Genomic DNA, 17,702 nt, shown 5'->3' on the forward strand with positions numbered 1-17,702 from the left:
GCTGATGACAGGGTCTGCCAACCGCTCGCCATCATGCTCGGGCTCGTGTCCCGAGCATCTACGGCGGCAGATCCCCGGCACAGGCCGAGGATGACGTCCAGAAAGAGGCAGTCTCTCACCAAGCAAGGCCGGGCATGCCAATGCCCGGCAACGCAACCGCCATGCTTAAGGCTCTGCCCCGTTTGAGGTGCGCGACATGACCAAAACCATCTTTGTGCTCAACGGACCGAACCTGAACCTGCTGGGCCAGCGCGAACCGGCGATCTATGGAACCACGACGCTGGCCGACATCAGGAAACGGTGCGTGACCAAGGCAAAGTCCTTGGGATTCGACGTCGAGTTCCGGCAGACCAATTTCGAGGGCGAACTGGTCGAGAGCGTGCACCAGGCCCGGACCGACGCCTGTGGCATCATCATCAATCCCGCCGGCTATACCTTCACATCGATCGCTCTTCTCGATGCGTTGAAAATGTTCGACCCGCCGAAGATCGAGCTGCATATTTCGAATGTTCATGCGCGCGAAAGCATCTACCACAATTCGCTGATCTCGCGCGTTGCCACGGCCATCATGATCGGCTTTGGAGCGGATGGCTACGAGCTGGCTATCCAGGCGATGGCTGGAATGGTCAAGCAGGACTGAACTTTCAGGAAGACGGACCAGAAGGATCGCCATGAATTATAAGTTGGATTTCACCCCGGTCATAGATGGCCTGCCGAGCCTTCTGCTCGGCTGCCTCGGGACATTCTTGCTTGCCATTTGTGGGATGCTGCTGGCGATCATCATCGGAATTGGCGGCGTCGCCTTGCGCGACTCCGCCCTGAAGCCGGCGCGATGGCTGGTCATCGCCTTCGTCGAGTTGATCCGTAACACGCCGTTTCTGGTGCAGATCTTTTTCATCTACTTCGCGCTTCCGCTGACAGGCATCAGGCTGGATCCGACACCGACGGCGATTATCGCGCTCGGCATCAACGGTGGTGCCTACGCAATTGAGATCATTCGCGGCGGCGTCCAGTCGATCCCGAAGGGACAGATGGAAGCGGGTCTGGCGCTTGGTCTGCACAAGGCTCAGGTCTTCCGGCTGATCATCCTCAAGCCGGCATTACGGGCGATCTATCCGTCCTTGACCAGCCAGTTCGTCCTGTTGACGCTGACCACCAGCATCGCATCGGCGATTTCCGCCTACGAGCTAACGTCCGTTTCGCAGCGCATCGAGTCGGAGAGCTTCCGCAGCTTCGAGGTCTACTTCACCGTCACGGTTTTCTACTTCGTGATCTCCTGGCTGATGATGCGCATCTTCGCGCTGTTTTCGGCGCGTTACTTCAAATATCCGGTCAAGTAGGAGGAATTCCATGGGTCACGAAGAATTCGTCTTCCTCCTGATCGGCCTGAAATGGACAGTGCTCCTGTCCGCCGTCGGTTTTGTCTGCGGCGGCATCGCGGGGCTCGGCGTCGCCCTTGCCCGTGCCTCGGGCATACCGCTGCTGGAACGCGTCACGGCCGGCTATATCGCCGTCTTCCAGGGAACCCCGCTGCTGATGCAGCTGTTCGTCGTCTATTACGGCTTGGCGCTGGTGGGGCTGATGCTCGATTCCTGGGTGGCCGTCGCCATCGGCCTGACGCTGCATGCGAGCGCCTATCTCGGCGAGATCTGGCGCGGATCGATCGAAGCGGTTCCGCGCGGCCAGACGGAAGCGGCAAAGGCTCTCAGCCTCAGATACATCTCGCGCATGAAGGATGTCATCCTGCCGCAGGCGCTGCGCATTTCGCTGCCCGCCACGATCGGTTTCCTCGTCCAGTTGATCAAGGGCACCTCGCTTGCGTCGATCGTCGGCTTCACCGAGCTGACGCGGGCCGGCAACATCATCTCCAACCAGATTTTCCAACCGCTGACGGTCTTCGGCATCGTCGGCATTCTCTATTTCCTGATGTGCTGCCCACTGACGATTCTTGGCGCTCGCCTCGAACGAAAGTTCGCCGCCTCCGCGCGCTGATCCGCATCCCTCGTCTTCGATGCGGTCCAGCCCGCCAATATGGAGTTCTACCGATGACCATTCCCAGTCCTGCTCAAGGCGCGGAAACCATGATCACCATGGAGCGGGTGGAGAAGTGGTATGGCGCTTTTCAAGCCCTGCACGACATCAACATATCGGTTCGCAGCGGCGAGAGGATCGTCTTGTGCGGGCCTTCCGGCAGCGGCAAGTCGACGCTCATTCGCTGCATCAACCATCTCGAGACCTATGAAAAAGGTGAAATCCGCGTCGGCGGGATTCTTCTCGGCAATCAGGCCAAGACCATCGATGCGATCCGTCGCGAGGTCGGCATGGTCTTCCAGCAGTTCAACCTGTTTCCGCATCTGACCGTGCTGCAGAACTGCATGCTGGCGCCGATGAAGGCAGCCGGCGTTGGCAGGGCGGAGGCCGAGGAACGGGCACGCGGGCTGCTCGAGCGGGTCAAGATCCTGGAGCAGGCCGACAAATATCCGGTGCAGCTTTCTGGTGGCCAGCAGCAGCGCGTGGCCATTGCCCGCGCGCTTTGCATGCGGCCGAAAGTCATGCTGTTCGATGAGCCGACCTCGGCGCTTGATCCGGAGATGGTCAAGGAGGTGCTGGATACGATGATCGCGCTTGCTGATGAGGGCATGACGATGATCTGCGTCACGCACGAGATGGGCTTTGCCCGCCAGGTCGCCGATCGCGTGATCTTCATGGCCAGCGGCGCGATCGTCGAGGAAGCCCCGCCCGCCGAGTTCTTCACGAACCCACAGCATGAGCGAACCAGGAAATTCCTCGGAGAAATCCTGCGGAAGTAGGGGTCTCAAGGTCGATGCGTCTGGCAAATTATGGGAGCCGGCAATGAAGCCGCTGGAGATTGCAGTCATGGGAGCCGGCCTGATCGGCAGGCGCCACGTCGAGCGTGTCATGTCCGAGCCCGGAACCGTTCTCTCGGCGGTGATCGATCCTTCCGCCGCCGGTCGCGACTTTGCCGAGACTGTCGGCGCCCGATGGTACCGGAGCTTTTCGGACATTCGCGTCGAGGATAGGCCTGACGGCGTCATCGTGGCAACGCCGAACCAGCTTCACGTCGAGAACGGAATGGAGATCGTCGCCGCCGGCATCCCCGTTCTGATCGAGAAACCGATCGCCGACGATGTCGATGCCGCCGCGGCGCTGGTCGCCGCCGGCGAGAAGGCGGGCATACCGCTGCTGGTCGGCCATCACAGGCGCCACAATCCGATGATCCAGGCGGTAAAGCAGATCGTCGACGGCGGAAGGCTTGGCCGGATCATCGCGGTGCACGGCACGTTCTGGGTCGCCAAGCCCGACAACTATTTCGATATCCCCTGGCGGCGCGAAGCGGGCGCCGGCCCGGTCTTCGTCAACCTGATCCACGATGTCGATCTCTTCCGATATCTCTTCGGCGAGGTCGAAGCCGTCCATGCGCTGGAATCGCACGCCGTGCGGAACCATGCCGTCGAGGATACGGCCGTCGTCACGCTGCGTTTTGCAGGCGGGGTGCTTGCCACCCTCAACGGCAGTGATGCCGTGGCCGCGCCCTGGAGCTGGGAGACGACCACCGGTGAGAACCCCGCTTTTCCCCATTACGATCAATTCTGCTACCAGATCGGCGGCACCAGGGGTTCGCTCGGAATTCCCGATTTGACGCTTTGGACGAGCCCTTCGAGGCCCGATTGGCTGGAGCGGCTCGACCAGGAGCGGGTGCCCTACGCGGCAGCCGATCCCCTTCGCGTTCAGCTCGGACATTTTTGCGACGTCATTCGTGGCGATGCCACGCCTCTGGTGAGTGGCCGGGAGGGCCTCGCCACGCTCAGGGTCGTCGAGGCGATCAAGAGATCGGCGCGCTCGGGACGGATGATCCACCTCGCTGACGCCCGCGCCTCTTCCGATCCCCAGAAAGTCTGACCACATGATCACCGGGACGACCAAACTCATCGCTCACCTCGGCTATCCGACGGAGTCCTTCAAGGCCCCGCTGATCTACAATCCGTATTTCGAGAAGAACGGAATTGATGCCGTCGTCGTGCCGATGGGCTGCAGGCCGGAGGACTATTCGGTATTTCTGAAGCTTCTGTTCCGGCTATCCAATATCCACGGCGCTCTGATCACGATGCCGCACAAGATTTCGACGATGGCGCTGCTCGACGAAACGTCGACCAACGCGAAAGTCGCAGGCTCGTGCAATGCAGTGCGCCTCGGTTCGGACGGCAGGCTGATCGGTGACATGTTCGATGGCGAGGGCTTCGTTCGCGGCGTGTTGCGCAAGGGTAAAAAGGTTGAAGGCGCCCATGCGCTCATTGCGGGTGCCGGCGGCGTCGGCTCGGCGATCGCGGCGTCGTTGGCACAGGCGGGCGTGGACCATCTCGCCATCTTCGACGCCAACGAGACGACCGCGACCGCGCTGCTGGACAGGCTGAAGAAATATTATCCACAGCTTGAAGTGACGGTCGGCTCCGCCGATCCGGCAGGTTTCGACATTGTCGTCAATGCGACACCTCTCGGAATGCGACGGGGTGACCCGCTGCCAATCGATATCGACCGCATTTCTCCATCGACCTTCGTCGGCGAAGTCGTGCTGACCAAGGAGATAACCCCTTTTCTCGAGGCCGTGCGGGCGCGCGGCTGTGCATTTCAGGTTGGGACGGACATGTTGTTCGAACAGATCCCCGCCTATCTCGAATTCTTCGAATTTCCGACGACGACGGCCGACAATCTGCGGGCAATCGCCAAACTCGGATGATGCGAATTTAGAGCAATTCCAGCAAAAGTGTGCAGCGGTTTTGCTTTCGGAATTGCGTAAAAACAAAGAGATAGAACATGATGCCGAAAAGTGTGCGCGGTTTTCGGACGACATCCTGTTCTAGAGCGAGACGGTGATGCCGCCGTCTACGGTCAGCATATGGCCGTTGACGAAGGAGGAGGCATCCGAGGCGAGGAAGACGGCGGCGCCGACGAGCTCCTTGACCTCGCCCCAGCGGCCGGCCGGCGTGCGGGTTTCCAGCCAGCCAGAAAACTTCGGATCGTCGACAAGCGCCTGGTTGAGCGGCGTGCGGAAATAGCCGGGCGCGATCGCATTGACCTGCAGGCCGTATTTCGCCCAGTCGGTCGCCATGCCGCGCGTGAGGTTCTTCACCGCGCCCTTGGTCGCGGTATAGGGCGCGATGCCGGGGCGGGCGAGTTCGGCCTGGACGGAGGCGATGTTGATGATCTTGCCGCGGCCGCGCGATATCATCGCCTGGGCGACCGGCTGGCTGACATAGAACAGGCTGGAGACATTGGTCTTGAAGATCTCGTCCCATTTGTGGACCGGGAAGTTCTCCAGCGGTGTGCGGAACTGCATGCCGGCATTGTTGACGAGGATGTCGATCGGGCCGATCTCCGCCTCGATATAGGCGATGGCGGTGCGGCTGGCCTCGGCATCGGTGACGTCGAAGGCGGCGCTGACGGCATGGCGATGGCTGCGACGGATATCCTCGGCGGCGGCCTCAGCCTTCTGCGCGTTGCGGCCGTTGATGATGATCGAAGCGCCATGCTCGGCAAGCCCGACCGCCAACGCGCGGCCGATGCCTTGGCTGGAGCCGGTAACGAGGGCGCGGCGCCCGGAGAGGTCGAAGAGGGGAAAGGTCACGAGGCTGCTCCTGATTTCATTGCACTCTGCATAGCCGGTTTCCGGCATTACATGCAAAGGTGCTGGATCAGCCCGTTCCAAGCCTCTTGATATTTCCTGCAAGCTCTCCGGCTAGCCGCAGGCTGGCGGCGGTTGCCATCGTCATTTGCGGCAGAAGCAGCCATTCGAGCGTCCAGGCAGCGCCCGAGCGTTCCTGTTCGTGGACGAGGGACTGGTGAACGCCCGATAAAGCCGTGGCGTTGAAGCGGGCGAGCGAGACGAGGACTTCGGCGGAAACGGGGTTCTGCTTGTGCGCCATCGCCGACGACGTGCCGCCGCCTGAGATTTCGATCTCGCCGCCAGCCTGGGCAAGCAGCGCGATATCCTGCCCCATCTTGCCGAGGCTGCCCGATATCGACGCGAACAGGCCGGCGATATCGGCGATCGGCAGACGCCCGCTCTGCCATTGCGGCGCATCGGTGAGACCGAGTTCCTGGGCGAGCGAGGCCCGGATGGCTGCGGCCTGCGACCCGAGCTTGTCAAGCGTGCCGGCCGCACCACCGAACTGGACGGGAAAACCCTGTTCGGTCAGGCGGTCGCGATAGGTCGCCAGCGGCTCCCGCCACGCACGGAGGCGATCGGCGACGGTGATCGGGATCGCCGCCTGCATGCGGGTATGACCCATCAGCTGGTTCCGGCCGAACTGGCCGTCGAGCGCATCGAGCCCCACGGCGATGGTGGAAAGCCGGCCGGCAAACAGGAAGACGACGGCCTTCAGGCGGATCATCAGGCTGGTATCGATGACATCCTGGCTGGTCGCGCCGAGATGCAGGCTTTTTGCCGCTTCCTCGCCGACATCGGTGCGCAGCTGCTTGATGAGGTCGGGAACGACGACACCGTCCCTTGCCGTTGCTGATCGAAGACTGGACACATCGGGCGAGAAGGCGGCGCAGGTGTCAGCGATGCGCCTTGCGGCTTCGGCGGGAATGAGGCCGTGAGCGGCTTCAGCCTTGGCGAGCGCGGCCTCGAAGGAGAGCATGGCCCGTATATCCGCCTCGGCGGAGAAATAGGGCGCGATTTCATCGTCGCCGAGCAGGCTGGAAAGGAAGGGGTGGTCGAAGGGCGATGCAGTCATGATCGTCTCGGTTCGTGGTTGTGGCCCCTCATCCGGCTGCCGCCACCTTCTCCCCGCTGAAGGGGCTCGAGGCGGCGTCCGCGCTTCATGGGCGGGTGATCTCGTACGGCACATCCCCTGGCGGACGCTACCCGCACATCACCGCCCCAGCAAGCCGATGGCGACGCCGGCCTTCAGATATCCAGAAACACCGTTTCCTTCGGACCCTGCAGATGGATGTCGAAGTGACAGGTCGCGCCGTCGCGGGTGGCGACCATTGTTGCGACGCGCTCGCGATGTTCGATGCGGGAAAGCAGCGGGTCGGCGGCGTTGGCCTCCGTCTCTTCCGGAAAATACATGCGCGTGTGCAGGCCGATATTGATGCCGCGGGCGACGATCCAGAAGGTGATGTGCGGGGCTTGTCTGCGGCCGTCCTTGAAGGGGACACGGCCGGGCTTGACCGTCTCGAAGCTGTAGACGCCGTCCTCAGCGCGGGTCGGGCAGCGGCCCCAGCCGGCGAAATTCGGGTCGGCGGCGCCGCGCATTTCCGACGGGCTGTTATAGAGCCCGGCGCTGTCGGCCTGCCAGATCTCGATGACCGCATCGCGCACCAATGCCCCGGCGCCATCGAAGATCCGGCCGGTAACGGTGATGCGTTCGCCGAGCGTCTTGTCGTTGACCATCCCGATGCCGAGATCGGTGTCGTAGACGCCCGTTATGTCGCAGAAATTCGGCGTCAGGCCGATATGCACATAGGGACCCGCCGTCTGCGACGGGGTTTCCTTGAGATAGCCGAGCTGCTGCATGGTCAGTTGCCCTCCGGTCTGTTTTCGAACATCGTCGAGCGGCGGCCGCGCAGCACGATATCGAATTTATAGGCGCGTGAATCCATCGGAATGGTGTTGCCCCAGTCAAGCGGCGCGATCAGCTGCTCGATCGCCGCCTTGTCGGGGATGGTGCCGACGATCGGACATTTCCAGATCATCGGGTCGCCTTCGAAATACATCTGGGTGATCAGGCGCTGGGCAAAGCCATGGCCGAAGATCGAGAAATGGATATGGGCGGGACGCCAATCGTTGATGCCGTTCGGCCAGGGATAGGCGCCGGGGCGGACGGTGCGGAAATGGTAGCGGCCATCCTCGTCGGTGATGGCGCGGCCGCAGCCGCCGAAATTCGGGTCGATCGCCGCCAGATAGGTTTCCTTCTTGTGGCGATAGCGGCCGCCGGCATTGGCCTGCCAGAACTCGACCAAGGCGCCGGCAACCGGCTTGGCGCGTTCGTCGAGCACGCGGCCATGGACGATGATGCGCTCGCCAATCGCACTTTCGCCGGGCTGCGCGTAGTTCAGGATCAGGTCGTTGTCGAGTTCGCCGATCATCGAATGGCCGAAGACCGGGCCGGTGGTCTCGGAAATCGTGCCGTCGAGGGAGAGCAGCGCGCGCTGCGGTGCACGCAGCACGGAGGTCTTGTAGCCGGGGGTCAGCGCCGGCGCATGCCAGGCGCGGTCGCGGGCGAAGAAGCCGCCGGTCTCGGGCTTGCGGTTCGGTCGTTCGGACATGTTCCTCCCTCAGGCCGCCTGTTCGGCGTCCATCTGTTCAAAAGCCTGCTTTGCGATCTTGATCGCGTGATTGGCGGCGGGAACGCCGGCATAGATCGCCACATGCAGCAGCGCCTCGCAGATATCCTCGCGGGTCGCCCCCGTATTGGCGGTGGCACGCACATGCATGGCGACCTCGTCGTCCTGGCCGAGCGCGGCAAGCAGAGCGATCGTGATGATCGAGCGCTCGCGCTTCGTCAGCGCCGGGCGCGACCAGACATGACCCCAGGCGGCCTCGGTGATCAGTTCCTGGAAGGGGCGGTCGAACTCCGTCGATGTGGCGGCGGCGCGGTCGACATGGGCGTCGCCAAGCACGGCGCGGCGGGTCGCCATGCCCTGGCGATAGCGCTCGGAAGGGGACGCGGTCTCATTCATGGGCTGACTTCTCCAGGCGGAATGGATGTGAGGAAGGCGCGGATGATCGCCGTTAGCGCCTCCGGCTGCTCGACGCAGGGAATGTGCGCGCAATCGCGGATCACTTCGTAGCGAGCGCCTGATATCAGCTTCGCGGTCGAAAGCACGAGATCGGGCGGCGTCGAGCCATCCTGGTCGCCGACGATGCAGATCGTCGGGACGGTGATCGTCTTTGCGACCTCCGTGAAATCGGCGTCTCGGATCGCGGCGCAGGCGGCGACATAGCCCTCGACGGGCTGGCGCGTCAGCATGTTGCAATAGCCGGCATAGGCGGTGCTCTCGGGCCGGCGGAAGGCGGGCGTGAACCAACGCTCCATGACCGCGTCGACGATGCTGCCGATGCCGTTTTGCTCGACGGTGGCGATACGGGCGTTCCAGCTCTCCGCCGTGCCGATCTTGTGGGCGGTGTCGCAGAGGATCAGCGCGCGGACCAGATCCGGCCGGCGATGGTAGAGCGACTGGGCAATGAGGCCGCCGACCGACAGGCCGCAGATGACGGCATCCTTGACCGACAGCAGATCGAGAAGGCCGGCGAGATCCGTCGCATGGTCCTCGATCGATGAGGGGAGCTGGCCGACATCGGAAAGGCCGTGGCCGCGCTTGTCGTAAAGCACGATGGCAAATTCACCGGCAAGCCGTACCACGACGTCGCGCCAGATGCGGAAATCCGTGCCCAGCGAGTTGGCGAAGACGATTACCGGCCTGTCGGCAGGCGCGCCAATGATCTGATAATGGATCGTCACGTCGTTTATGCGGGCGAATTGCACGTCACTCTCCTCCTGAATGGTGAAATTGACTGCTTGATCCGGTTAAGTAAAATGATATTTATTGGCGTTTCGATAACCCTGGAGTTATGCGAGCGATGATCGACAGCCGGGTCAAGTTCCGCCATCTGCAAACCTTTGTCGAGGTGGCGCGGCAGAAGAGCGTCATGAAGGCCGCCGAATTGCTGCATGTCAGCCAGCCGGCGGTCACCAAGACGATCCGCGAACTGGAACAGGTGCTGGGCGTCGATGTCTTCGAGCGTGATGGCCGCGGCATCAAGATCACCCGCTACGGCGAGGTCTTCCTGCGGCATGCAGGTGCGGCGCTGACGGCGCTGCGCCAGGGTCTCGATTCCGTCTCGCAGGAGCAGTTCGCAGATGCGCCGCCGATCCGGATCGGCGCGCTGCCGACGGTGTCATCGCGCATCATGCCGCGGGCGATGGAACTCTTCCTCAAGGAAAAGACCTGGAGCCGGGTGAAGATCGTCACCGGCGAGAACGCCGTGCTCCTTGAACAGCTCCGCGTCGGTGATCTCGACCTCGTCGTCGGACGTCTGGCCGGCGCCGAGAATATGGCAGGGTTTTCCTTCGAGCATCTTTATTCCGAGCAGGTGGTGTTTGCCGTGCGCGCCGGCCATCCGCTGCTCGACGGCCGGCAAGCACTGTTTGCCGGCTTCGGCAACTATACGGTGCTGATGCCGACGCGGGGTTCGATTATTCGGCCGGTGGTCGAAAATTTCCTCATCGCCAACGGCGTCTCCAGCCTGCCGAACCAGATCGAGACGGTTTCGGATTCCTTCGGCCGCGCATTCCTGCGGGCAAGCGATGCGATCTGGATCATTTCCAACGGCGTCGTGGCCAACGATGTCGCCGACGGGCGGCTGGCGCTTCTGCCGGTCGATACCGGCGAGACCAAGGGGCCGGTCGGGTTGACGATGCGCGCCGATGCCGTGCCGTCACTGCCGCAATCGATCCTGATGCAGACGATCCGCGAGGCGGCAGGCGAGGCGGCCCTTTAAATTTGCTTGATGAATGCCCAGATTTGGACTAAGTCTAATTCAAGACAGGAGGCTTTCATGCAGCATGCGCGACGGGAGCAACGGGAAGACCAAGGGCCACAGCGGCTGGAAATGGAGCGGTTTGCTCCGGCAAACCGCAAGAGGCTGAGCGCCCCGGCCCTGCGAACCTTTCTGGCGATCGCCGATCTCTGGGGGCTGAGCGAGGAGCAGCGTCTGCTCATGCTCGGCTATCCCTCTCGGTCGACCTATCACAATTGGGCCAAACAGGCGCGCGAGCACGGCGCTTTCACGCTCGATGTCGATACGCTGACCCGCATCTCCGCCGTGCTCGGTATCCATCAGGCGCTCGGCGTGCTGTTTTCCGATGAACGCGCCGGCGTCGCCTGGCTGCGCACGCCGCATCAGGCGCCGGTTTTCGGCGGCCATCCGCCGCTTGATATCATGACGAACGGGACCCAGGACGGGTTGATGACCGTCCGCCGGTTTCTCGACGGCGCCCGCGGCGGTCTCTATATGCAGCCAAATGCGCTCGACGAGGCCTTCACACCTTACGAAGATGCGGACATCGTCTTCCGGTGAGCGATCGTTTTGCTGAAGCGCCGCGTCCGTCATATCGGCTGATCCCGTCGCAATTTCCACCGATCGGGCTTTTTGAGACGGTGACGCGGGCGGCAGATCTCGAAGCCGTGATGGAGCTCGTCGGCTGGACCAACGACCGGCTCGTCGCCGACCGCATCCAACGGCTTCCCGAGGACCAATGGGTTTATGGCGTTGCCAATGCCAGCATTGTCATGGCGGCATTCCTGCATGTTGCGCCGGGAGGAATGCGCTTCAACGGCCCCGATCTCGGCGCCTGGTATGCCGCCGACAATCTCAGGACAGCCGCAGCCGAGGTTGGCCATCATCTCCGGCGCGAGGCTGTCGCGCGCGGAGTGGCGACGGTGGCCCGCACCTATAGAAGCTACGCAGCCACTCTGTTGGGGGACTATCTCGACATTCGTGGAGAGCAGACGCTACGGCCCAATGTCTATGACGGCACCAGCTATGCGGCGTCGCAGGTTCTGGGAGAAGAGGTGCGCTCGAGCGGCGGCGCCGGTATCCTCTATGACAGTGTCCGGCTGAGAGGTGGAGTGGCGATCGTCGCCCATCGGCCGCGCAATATTCGGGGCGTGGTGCAGGCCGACCACTTCGAAATCACCGTTTCCGCCACCGACCGACGCATCGATGTCAGGAAGCTCGCTGCCTGACGGCGGCGCCGGCAGGCTGACGGCACCGGGGATGGTGATGCTTAAACCGGCAAACCTTCGGCCCATGCCTTTGCCGCCTTCGCCATCGTGGCGAGGTGGTCGGCACTGGAGAAGCCGGAGATCGTCTTGCGCGGCTTGAGATCGTGGTCGCCGTCCTCGAGCCAGAGGATCTCGATCCTGTCGGACAGATCGTAGTCCGGCACCTCGTCCCGCGTGCCGAATTCGTCGCGTGTTCCCTGGCAGATCAACGCGGGAGTCGTCAGCCCCGTGAGATGGCCGGTGCGCAGCTTCTCCGGCTGGCCGGGTGGATGGAAGGGATAGCCGAGGCAGAGCAGGCCGGCAATCTTTCCCCGACGATGAAGGTCGTCGGCGACCATGCTGGCGACCCGGCCGCCCATCGACTTGCCGCCGATGATCAGCGGACCGCTGGCGCCGAGTTCGGCAATGGCCGCCTCGTATTCGGGATTGAGCGTTTCGGCGCGTGGCGGCGGCTTGCGACCTTCTAAGGTGCGGCGGGCGGCCATATAGGCGAATTCGAAACGGGCGACGCGGAAGCCGACACCAGCGAGGGCATTTGCCGCTGCTGTCATCGATGCCGAATCCATCGGCGCGCCGGCGCCATGCGCAAGAAGGATGGTGAAGCGCGCATCGGGAGCGCCTTGAAGCAGAAACCTGTCAAGCATCGGTAATCCTCCATCCCATCGTCGGAACCATGTCGACGGCCGTGACTTCTTCCTGGAAGGGAGACCGACAATGTCGACGAATGATCAAAACGTAAAGCCCGGGCAGCGGCGCCCCAAAGATGTCGGCGCCGTTCCTGAAAAGCCGGAGCCCGCCGATGCAGAATCGATGGCGCCGCCGGTGGTGCAGCCGGCGGGGGTCAGAGACAAAAGCGAACGACCTGTGGTCAATCCGATCACCGGGGTCGCCTCCTGATCGACTAGAGCATGATGCCGAAAAGTGTGAGCGGTTTTCGGACGACATCATGCTCCACTTCTTTGATTTAGATCAGGATCAGATTTTAGGCCGACCCGGCCTAAAATCTGAATCCTGTTCTAGGGTCAATTATCGTGTAGAACCGCTGAACCGCCTCTTGAAACCCCGGTGGAAAGGGTCCATATACCCGTCCTGCCTGAAAAATGGATGCGCGCGGTATCGACGTCGTCGAACTGTTCGTTGTCCGACAGGATAAGGGCGCTCCCCGCAAGGGTCGAGCGCCCTTTTTGTTTTCCAGCCCTTGCGCATATCGCCGTTTTCGTCTTGTCGTTGGCGGAAGGGATTTCAGCGGCGGAGAAGCGAGGTCGCGAGAGACTGCATCATGTCGCAGGAACTCTTTCATGCGAATGTTGTTCATAGTCATTCCACATAGCGGGACCGCTCGTCAGCTCGGGGATTTTATCAGGCCGCTTTCTTTCGACGTTTCATGTCGGCTTCGACGCTCTTCTTGAGGGCATCCATGATGTTGATGACGTTCGAAAAGCTTTGCGGCGTCGTCCTTTTTGCCCCTGGCCGCCTTGGACGATTGGACGGCTTGAGAGCCTTCTTATTGGTAGCTAACGTCGAGCTGGGTGTAAAATAAACTGATCACCATGTAGCCGTGCGTCGCGATCGAGGACAGGGGATAGTCTCTGATGGATTGACGGGCCGCCCGGCGTTAGACAAAACGCGTCAGCAGGAGTTTATCGATGCGTGTTGCCGCCATCCTCTTCATAGCCGTCTGCCTATTCCTGGCGGGAGCGACCGCTTCCCGCGCATATGTGAGCAACTCGAACCTTTGGCTGCTCGCCACCGCGCTTGTCCTCTACACATTAGGCAATCTTTCGATGATCGCTCTCATGCGGACAAGCGGGCTTTCCCTTGCTATTTCGTTATCGTCGGTCGCGCAGCTCATCGCCATCAACGCGATCGCCGTTTTGGTTTTCGACGAGAGGCTCGGCTGGCATCAGGCGGTTGGCGTACTCCTCGGGATAGCATCGGTTACGCTCATGGTGATCGGATGAATGGCTCTCAATTGCGTTTCCCTGACTACGGCGAATGGCAGTCGTGGGGCGGACTCTTCTGGACGCGCAACGGCGTGCGGCGAGTTGACTGCGGTATTGGACGAGAGGCTCGGCCGGACTCAGCATTGGGGGCTAAGGCGACCTGAACATGTACGATATCATGCTTCTTTTCCTTGCTGGCTTGTTAGCAGGCAGCATGAATGCGTTGGCGGGCGGCGGATCGTTCGTCTCCCTGCCTGCGCTGATATCGGTCGGAGTGCCATCGGTAGCCGCAAACGCGACAAGCACCCTGGCCTTGTTTCCCGGCGGTATGGCGAGCTCGTGGGTCTACCGTGACGGGGTTAGGAGTGTGTGCGGCGTCAATGTCGTGCCCATTGCCATCGTGACAGTCGTGGGTGGCGTGGCCGGAAGTATTCTATTGCTGCTAACCCCATCCAGGATTTTCGATGGTCTCCTGCCATGGCTTTTGCTGGTGGCGACATTGATGCTGACTGCAGGTCCGAGGCTCAGCGCCCGGTTCCAGACGCAGGCACGTCCGAGTGTTCTGGCGTTCGCAACGGTTCAGTTCTTTCTCGGTCTTTATGGCGGCTATTTTGGCGGCGCGGTGGGTCTCATGATGCTTGCGGCATGGAGCGCGCTCGGGGGCGGGGACATCAAGAGCCTGAACCCGACAAGAATGGTGATGGTAACCGCCGCCAACGCGGTCGCCGTCGTCGTCTTCGTACTTGCCGGGGCAATCGTATGGCAGGAGTGCATTCCCATGACGATCGGAGCCGTTATCGGCGGGTGGATCGGAGCGCATATCGGACGAAGGCTCCCATCATCGGTCGTCCGGGTGCTAACCCTCGCGGTCGCCTTTTTGACGACCGCGGTGTTCTTTTCGCGAGCTTACCTTTGAGCGGAGGTCCGGCACCCCTCAGACTCTCAGTCAATAACTCTCTTGTTTTATAGGTATTGAGCTTCCTGCGATTGCGCGCCGCCTCCATTGGAGCCAGCCGGCCGAAGACAAAGCTGATCGATCTTTCGGCGCCTTATCGGCTTCAGCATGGCGGGTAATGAGGCCGACGACCGTTTCCCTGCCAACAGGTGCCCATGCTGACGCTGGCGATGCTGAGGCGACTAAAGCGCCCTTTAAGAAATGTTCTCCTTTCCATTCTGCGGCCTCCGAAACGAGCTTCGGCATGCCGGCGAAGATCACGGAACGGTTCTTGCACGGTTACTAATATGTTTACTGTGGGGAGACCTAATGTCATGAATTGGCACACATCCGGAGAGTTTGCCCCTCTGATGCTCGTTGTGGATGGGCCGGAAAAATACAAGCTTGTCGCAACCCTCTGCCAGGCTGCCGAGATGTTGACGGCTGGCTGGCCGATCGACGACGGAGAAGAATATCTTATAGCGATTAGGGCGTGCCGAAATGCAATTCATGGGGAAATTCCGGCTCAGGACGCGCGAGCAGCGCTTATCCGTGCCGCCGACGAAGCTGGCATTCCGGTGATCACCGTTCACTGAGTTTCACGACGCTCTTCGGCCTTATCTGCTCGACTTCGATGGTCATGTTCTGAGGAATTGGAATCTCACCACGTGGTGCAGCTGGATCAAGCCGTCTCGTCCGTCTTCGTCGAGGTTGTGCACCGGCAGCTGGGCTTGGCGCTCCGGGCACCGAGCCGGCCAAAGCGCGGGGCGAATATTTTCCGTCGGCTCTGTCGATTTTCGCATCAGCCGATCGTCCTTGCAATGATGTGCTACGATCCGGTCGTCGCTTCAGCACGTCCTTTGCGCGTCTGAGACGCGCGGCAACAGAAGGAGGATATCGTCATGGATAATCGGAATCTGGTCCCCGCCGCCGTGCTTGCGGCCAAGAACGGCGTACGTTTCCCCAATGAGAGCGAAGCGTATCGCAGCGCCCGCGACGCGCTGCTGGCCGAAGAGATCGAATTGCGCCGGCACATCGAGCGCGTGGCAAGACAGCGCCGGGCGCTGCCGTCGGGTGGCGAGGTCACGAAAGACTACCGCTTCGAAGGCAGCGATGGGCCGATATCCTTCAGCGAGCTCTTCGCCGACAAGGAGACGCTGATCGTCTACAGCTATATGTTCGGCCCGCAACGCGAGCGCCCGTGCCCGATGTGCACCTCGCTGCTGTCGGCCTGGGACGGCGAGGTGCCCGACATCCAGCAGCGCGCAGCCTTGGCCGTCGTGGCCCGCTCGCCGATTGAAAAGCTGCTCGCCTTCAAGAAGGAGCGTGGCTGGCATCACCTGCCGCTTTATTCCGACATGACGGACGGTTACAGCCGCGACTATCACGCAATCGGCGGGGATGGCGGCGATGACGCGGCCTTCAACGTCTTCACGCGCCGCGACGGCACCCTCCGCCATTTCTGGAGCCAGGAGATGGGCGAGGTGACGGCCGACCCCGGCGAGGACCCGCGCGGCGCACCAGACCTGATGCCGCTCTGGACCGTCATCGATTCGACGCCCGAAGGCCGGCCGGCGGACTGGTATCCGAAGTTGTCCTATTAAGATCAGCGGCGTCGTACGCCGTCAGCCGGTGGAGCGGTTTCTGGAGGGCTCGGCCCATTCGATGCTGGTGACCGCGTCATCCGGCAGCGGCGGCGGATCGATGTCGTAGACATAGCCGCTGAGCATGTCGGCGGCGCGTTCCGTCGCCTTGATCTTCGCCTCGGTTTCCGCGACCGCCTTGGAGATCGCTTCGATGCGGGCGCGGAACATGTGGGCGAGCACATCGCGGCCGGACTGTTTTTCGAGCCGCTCCAGATGCAGGCCGATTCGCGAGGCGTGGCGTTCCAGCTCGCTCTTGCTGAAACGCGCCTTGCGCAGTTCCTCGGAAAGGCTGTCCTGCATGACGGCGACGGGATCGAAACTTCCGGGTGCACGCTCGTCGAGGACTGCGTCGGTGACGAGCTTCTCGATCATCACGAGCGCCTGCAATTCGGCCGCATCGGCGAATTCGACGTCGTAGCCGGTATCGTCGTAGACCTTGCGCCGGACCGGATCGAGAAGCAGCCCGTAGGCTTTCTGCAGATTGGCGAAGGCGTCCGAATCACCACCCGAATCGGGGTGGGCAACCTTCGCCAGGCGCCGATAGGCGGCCTTCAACTGCGTCTCGTCCGCATCGCGTTCAACGCCGAGAATATCGTATGGATCCGTCACGCCTGCTCCCTTGCTCCCCGGCACGTCGCGGGCAGTCTAGGTCTTCTTCTGCATCAGAAGGGCGAAGTTTAGACCGAAACGAGGAATGACGTCCATGGCCCGAGATGGCGATGGTTTATGCAAATGCTTCGCCAAATCCTCGATTGTTTAATGTTTTCAATTCGTTGTTCGAAGATCAGCCTGCGGTGATCGAAGCGAGATAACATCTGGCTTCGCCATCGATTTCCAGCACGGTTGCGGCTGCGCCCTCGATCAGCAGCGCATCGCCTGCCGCGAGCGCGCCGGTCTCGCCGTCCCGCCGGAATGACAATGCGCCGCGATGGCAAAGCAACAGGCATGTCGAGGGCGAAAGCCCCACGGTCTTGCCGCCATCGACGTCGATCCTGATCAGCGTATGGGCGAGCCCGTCACGGCGTGTCATGACGTTGAGATCGGTGATAGCTCCATCCTCGAGCCTGGCCGCGACGGGGATATCCGCCGGGAAGGCCAGCGGATCGCTTGTCGTTGTCAGCAGCACGGGCGAACTACCTGCGACATCGAGCACCATGCCGTTGCCATCAAGGATCGCCAGCGTGCGGTCGATGCCGGGAAAGATCGAAAACGGGCCATCCTCCGCGACCGTCGCCATGCTGATGCGCCAGTCGAAGTCGTTGATCGAAGCGCCGGGTGGAAAGGCGGCGATCTCCACCGTCTCTCCCTTGCCGTTTTTCCAGGGCATGCGTTTGTGATCGCCGGCGCGCAGGATCCTCACCG

23 protein-coding genes are annotated in these 17,702 nt (G+C 61.9%); 14 read left to right on the forward strand and 9 right to left on the reverse strand.

Going from position 1 to position 17,702, the window contains the following annotated elements; genetic code table 11:
- Positions 1 to 196 precede the first annotated feature (196 nt).
- The 6 genes from HX898_RS17665 to HX898_RS17690 are packed head-to-tail and all read left to right on the forward strand — an operon-like array spanning position 197 to position 4,756.
- Entirely contained in the window at positions 197 to 640 is a 444-nt protein-coding gene (locus HX898_RS17665; RefSeq protein ID WP_138331593.1) for a type II 3-dehydroquinate dehydratase, read from the forward strand.
- A gap of 31 nt (positions 641 to 671) precedes the next feature.
- Positions 672 to 1,340: an amino acid ABC transporter permease gene (locus HX898_RS17670; protein ID WP_017991876.1), complete on the forward strand. Its 669-nt coding sequence runs from the start codon at positions 672 to 674 to the stop codon at positions 1,338 to 1,340.
- Between the two features lie 10 nt (positions 1,341 to 1,350).
- Complete coding sequence (locus tag HX898_RS17675) at positions 1,351 to 1,992, forward strand: amino acid ABC transporter permease (RefSeq protein ID WP_011654831.1); 642 nt, start codon at positions 1,351 to 1,353, stop codon at positions 1,990 to 1,992.
- A gap of 53 nt (positions 1,993 to 2,045) precedes the next feature.
- On the forward strand, positions 2,046 to 2,810 hold the full coding sequence (locus tag HX898_RS17680; RefSeq protein ID WP_138389774.1) for an amino acid ABC transporter ATP-binding protein: 765 nt from the start codon (positions 2,046 to 2,048) through the stop codon (positions 2,808 to 2,810).
- A gap of 43 nt (positions 2,811 to 2,853) precedes the next feature.
- On the forward strand, positions 2,854 to 3,921 hold the full coding sequence (locus tag HX898_RS17685) for a Gfo/Idh/MocA family oxidoreductase (RefSeq protein WP_171598134.1): 1,068 nt from the start codon (positions 2,854 to 2,856) through the stop codon (positions 3,919 to 3,921).
- A 4-nt stretch (positions 3,922 to 3,925) separates the two neighbouring features.
- Positions 3,926 to 4,756, forward strand: a complete 831-nt coding sequence (locus HX898_RS17690; protein WP_138389772.1) for a shikimate dehydrogenase — start codon at positions 3,926 to 3,928, stop codon at positions 4,754 to 4,756.
- A gap of 120 nt (positions 4,757 to 4,876) precedes the next feature.
- Here HX898_RS17690 and HX898_RS17695 read toward each other — a convergent pair whose 3' ends face one another.
- The 6 genes from HX898_RS17695 to pcaD form a co-directional block, all read right to left on the reverse strand.
- The gene (locus HX898_RS17695) at positions 4,877 to 5,644 is read right to left on the reverse strand and encodes an SDR family oxidoreductase (RefSeq protein WP_171598133.1); all 768 of its coding nucleotides are present in this window, start codon (positions 5,642 to 5,644) and stop codon (positions 4,877 to 4,879) included.
- Between the two features lie 67 nt (positions 5,645 to 5,711).
- A complete protein-coding gene (locus HX898_RS17700; RefSeq protein WP_138389771.1) occupies positions 5,712 to 6,758 on the reverse strand; it encodes a 3-carboxy-cis,cis-muconate cycloisomerase in 1,047 nt (348 codons plus the stop codon).
- Positions 6,759 to 6,931: 173 nt separating this feature from the next.
- Positions 6,932 to 7,543 carry a protocatechuate 3,4-dioxygenase subunit alpha gene (gene pcaG, locus HX898_RS17705; RefSeq protein ID WP_138389770.1) on the reverse strand — a complete coding sequence of 204 codons (612 nt, stop codon included), beginning with the start codon at positions 7,541 to 7,543 and terminating at the stop codon, positions 6,932 to 6,934.
- A 2-nt stretch (positions 7,544 to 7,545) separates the two neighbouring features.
- Positions 7,546 to 8,295: a protocatechuate 3,4-dioxygenase subunit beta gene (gene pcaH / locus HX898_RS17710; protein ID WP_012763508.1), complete on the reverse strand. Its 750-nt coding sequence runs from the start codon at positions 8,293 to 8,295 to the stop codon at positions 7,546 to 7,548.
- A gap of 9 nt (positions 8,296 to 8,304) precedes the next feature.
- The gene (gene pcaC / locus HX898_RS17715; protein ID WP_171598132.1) at positions 8,305 to 8,709 is read right to left on the reverse strand and encodes a 4-carboxymuconolactone decarboxylase; all 405 of its coding nucleotides are present in this window, start codon (positions 8,707 to 8,709) and stop codon (positions 8,305 to 8,307) included.
- Positions 8,706 to 9,515, reverse strand: a complete 810-nt coding sequence (gene pcaD / locus HX898_RS17720) for a 3-oxoadipate enol-lactonase (protein WP_180195254.1) — start codon at positions 9,513 to 9,515, stop codon at positions 8,706 to 8,708. The genes pcaC and pcaD overlap by 4 nt, the downstream gene beginning before the upstream one ends.
- Positions 9,516 to 9,610: 95 nt before the next feature.
- Between pcaD and pcaQ the strand changes: the two genes are divergently transcribed.
- Genes pcaQ through HX898_RS17735 form a run of 3 tightly spaced genes read left to right on the forward strand, consistent with a single transcriptional unit; the run spans position 9,611 to position 11,778 of the window.
- Entirely contained in the window at positions 9,611 to 10,531 is a 921-nt protein-coding gene (gene pcaQ, locus HX898_RS17725) for a pca operon transcription factor PcaQ (protein WP_138389768.1), read from the forward strand.
- 57 nt (positions 10,532 to 10,588) lie between these two features.
- Positions 10,589 to 11,110, forward strand: coding sequence for an MbcA/ParS/Xre antitoxin family protein (locus HX898_RS17730; RefSeq protein ID WP_138389767.1), 522 nt, complete (start codon positions 10,589 to 10,591; stop codon positions 11,108 to 11,110).
- Positions 11,107 to 11,778 (forward strand): RES family NAD+ phosphorylase, encoded by a 672-nt coding sequence (locus HX898_RS17735; RefSeq protein ID WP_138389766.1) that lies wholly within the window; start codon positions 11,107 to 11,109, stop codon positions 11,776 to 11,778. Before HX898_RS17730 ends, HX898_RS17735 begins: the two co-directional genes overlap by 4 nt.
- Before the next feature lie 41 nt (positions 11,779 to 11,819).
- Here HX898_RS17735 and HX898_RS17740 read toward each other — a convergent pair whose 3' ends face one another.
- Positions 11,820 to 12,461, reverse strand: coding sequence for an alpha/beta family hydrolase (locus HX898_RS17740; RefSeq protein WP_138389765.1), 642 nt, complete (start codon positions 12,459 to 12,461; stop codon positions 11,820 to 11,822).
- A gap of 70 nt (positions 12,462 to 12,531) precedes the next feature.
- Here HX898_RS17740 and HX898_RS17745 point away from each other — a divergent pair, with 70 nt between their 5' ends.
- The 5 genes from HX898_RS17745 to HX898_RS17765 all read left to right on the forward strand — a co-directional run bounded on the left by HX898_RS17745 (position 12,532) and on the right by HX898_RS17765 (position 16,298).
- Positions 12,532 to 12,714: a hypothetical protein gene (locus HX898_RS17745; RefSeq protein ID WP_138389764.1), complete on the forward strand. Its 183-nt coding sequence runs from the start codon at positions 12,532 to 12,534 to the stop codon at positions 12,712 to 12,714.
- Between the two features lie 749 nt (positions 12,715 to 13,463).
- On the forward strand, positions 13,464 to 13,778 hold the full coding sequence (locus tag HX898_RS17750; protein ID WP_033183755.1) for an EamA family transporter: 315 nt from the start codon (positions 13,464 to 13,466) through the stop codon (positions 13,776 to 13,778).
- 148 nt (positions 13,779 to 13,926) lie between these two features.
- Positions 13,927 to 14,676: a sulfite exporter TauE/SafE family protein gene (locus HX898_RS17755; protein ID WP_180195255.1), complete on the forward strand. Its 750-nt coding sequence runs from the start codon at positions 13,927 to 13,929 to the stop codon at positions 14,674 to 14,676.
- A 353-nt stretch (positions 14,677 to 15,029) separates the two neighbouring features.
- Positions 15,030 to 15,290 carry a DUF982 domain-containing protein gene (locus tag HX898_RS17760; protein ID WP_180195256.1) on the forward strand — a complete coding sequence of 87 codons (261 nt, stop codon included), beginning with the start codon at positions 15,030 to 15,032 and terminating at the stop codon, positions 15,288 to 15,290.
- 306 nt (positions 15,291 to 15,596) lie between these two features.
- Positions 15,597 to 16,298: a DUF899 family protein gene (locus HX898_RS17765; RefSeq protein WP_180195257.1), complete on the forward strand. Its 702-nt coding sequence runs from the start codon at positions 15,597 to 15,599 to the stop codon at positions 16,296 to 16,298.
- 21 nt (positions 16,299 to 16,319) lie between these two features.
- Here HX898_RS17765 and HX898_RS17770 read toward each other — a convergent pair whose 3' ends face one another.
- Together HX898_RS17770 and HX898_RS17775 are read right to left on the reverse strand one after the other, a co-directional pair.
- Positions 16,320 to 16,949, reverse strand: a complete 630-nt coding sequence (locus tag HX898_RS17770) for a J domain-containing protein (RefSeq protein ID WP_180195258.1) — start codon at positions 16,947 to 16,949, stop codon at positions 16,320 to 16,322.
- A gap of 175 nt (positions 16,950 to 17,124) precedes the next feature.
- Positions 17,125 to 17,700, reverse strand: coding sequence for a HutD family protein (locus HX898_RS17775; RefSeq protein ID WP_180195259.1), 576 nt, complete (start codon positions 17,698 to 17,700; stop codon positions 17,125 to 17,127).
- Between the last annotated feature and the right edge of the window lie 2 nt (positions 17,701 to 17,702).

It is taken from the genome of Rhizobium sp. WYCCWR 11128 (assembly GCF_013416305.1).
GTDB classification, from domain to species: Bacteria; Pseudomonadota; Alphaproteobacteria; order Rhizobiales; family Rhizobiaceae; genus Rhizobium; species Rhizobium indicum.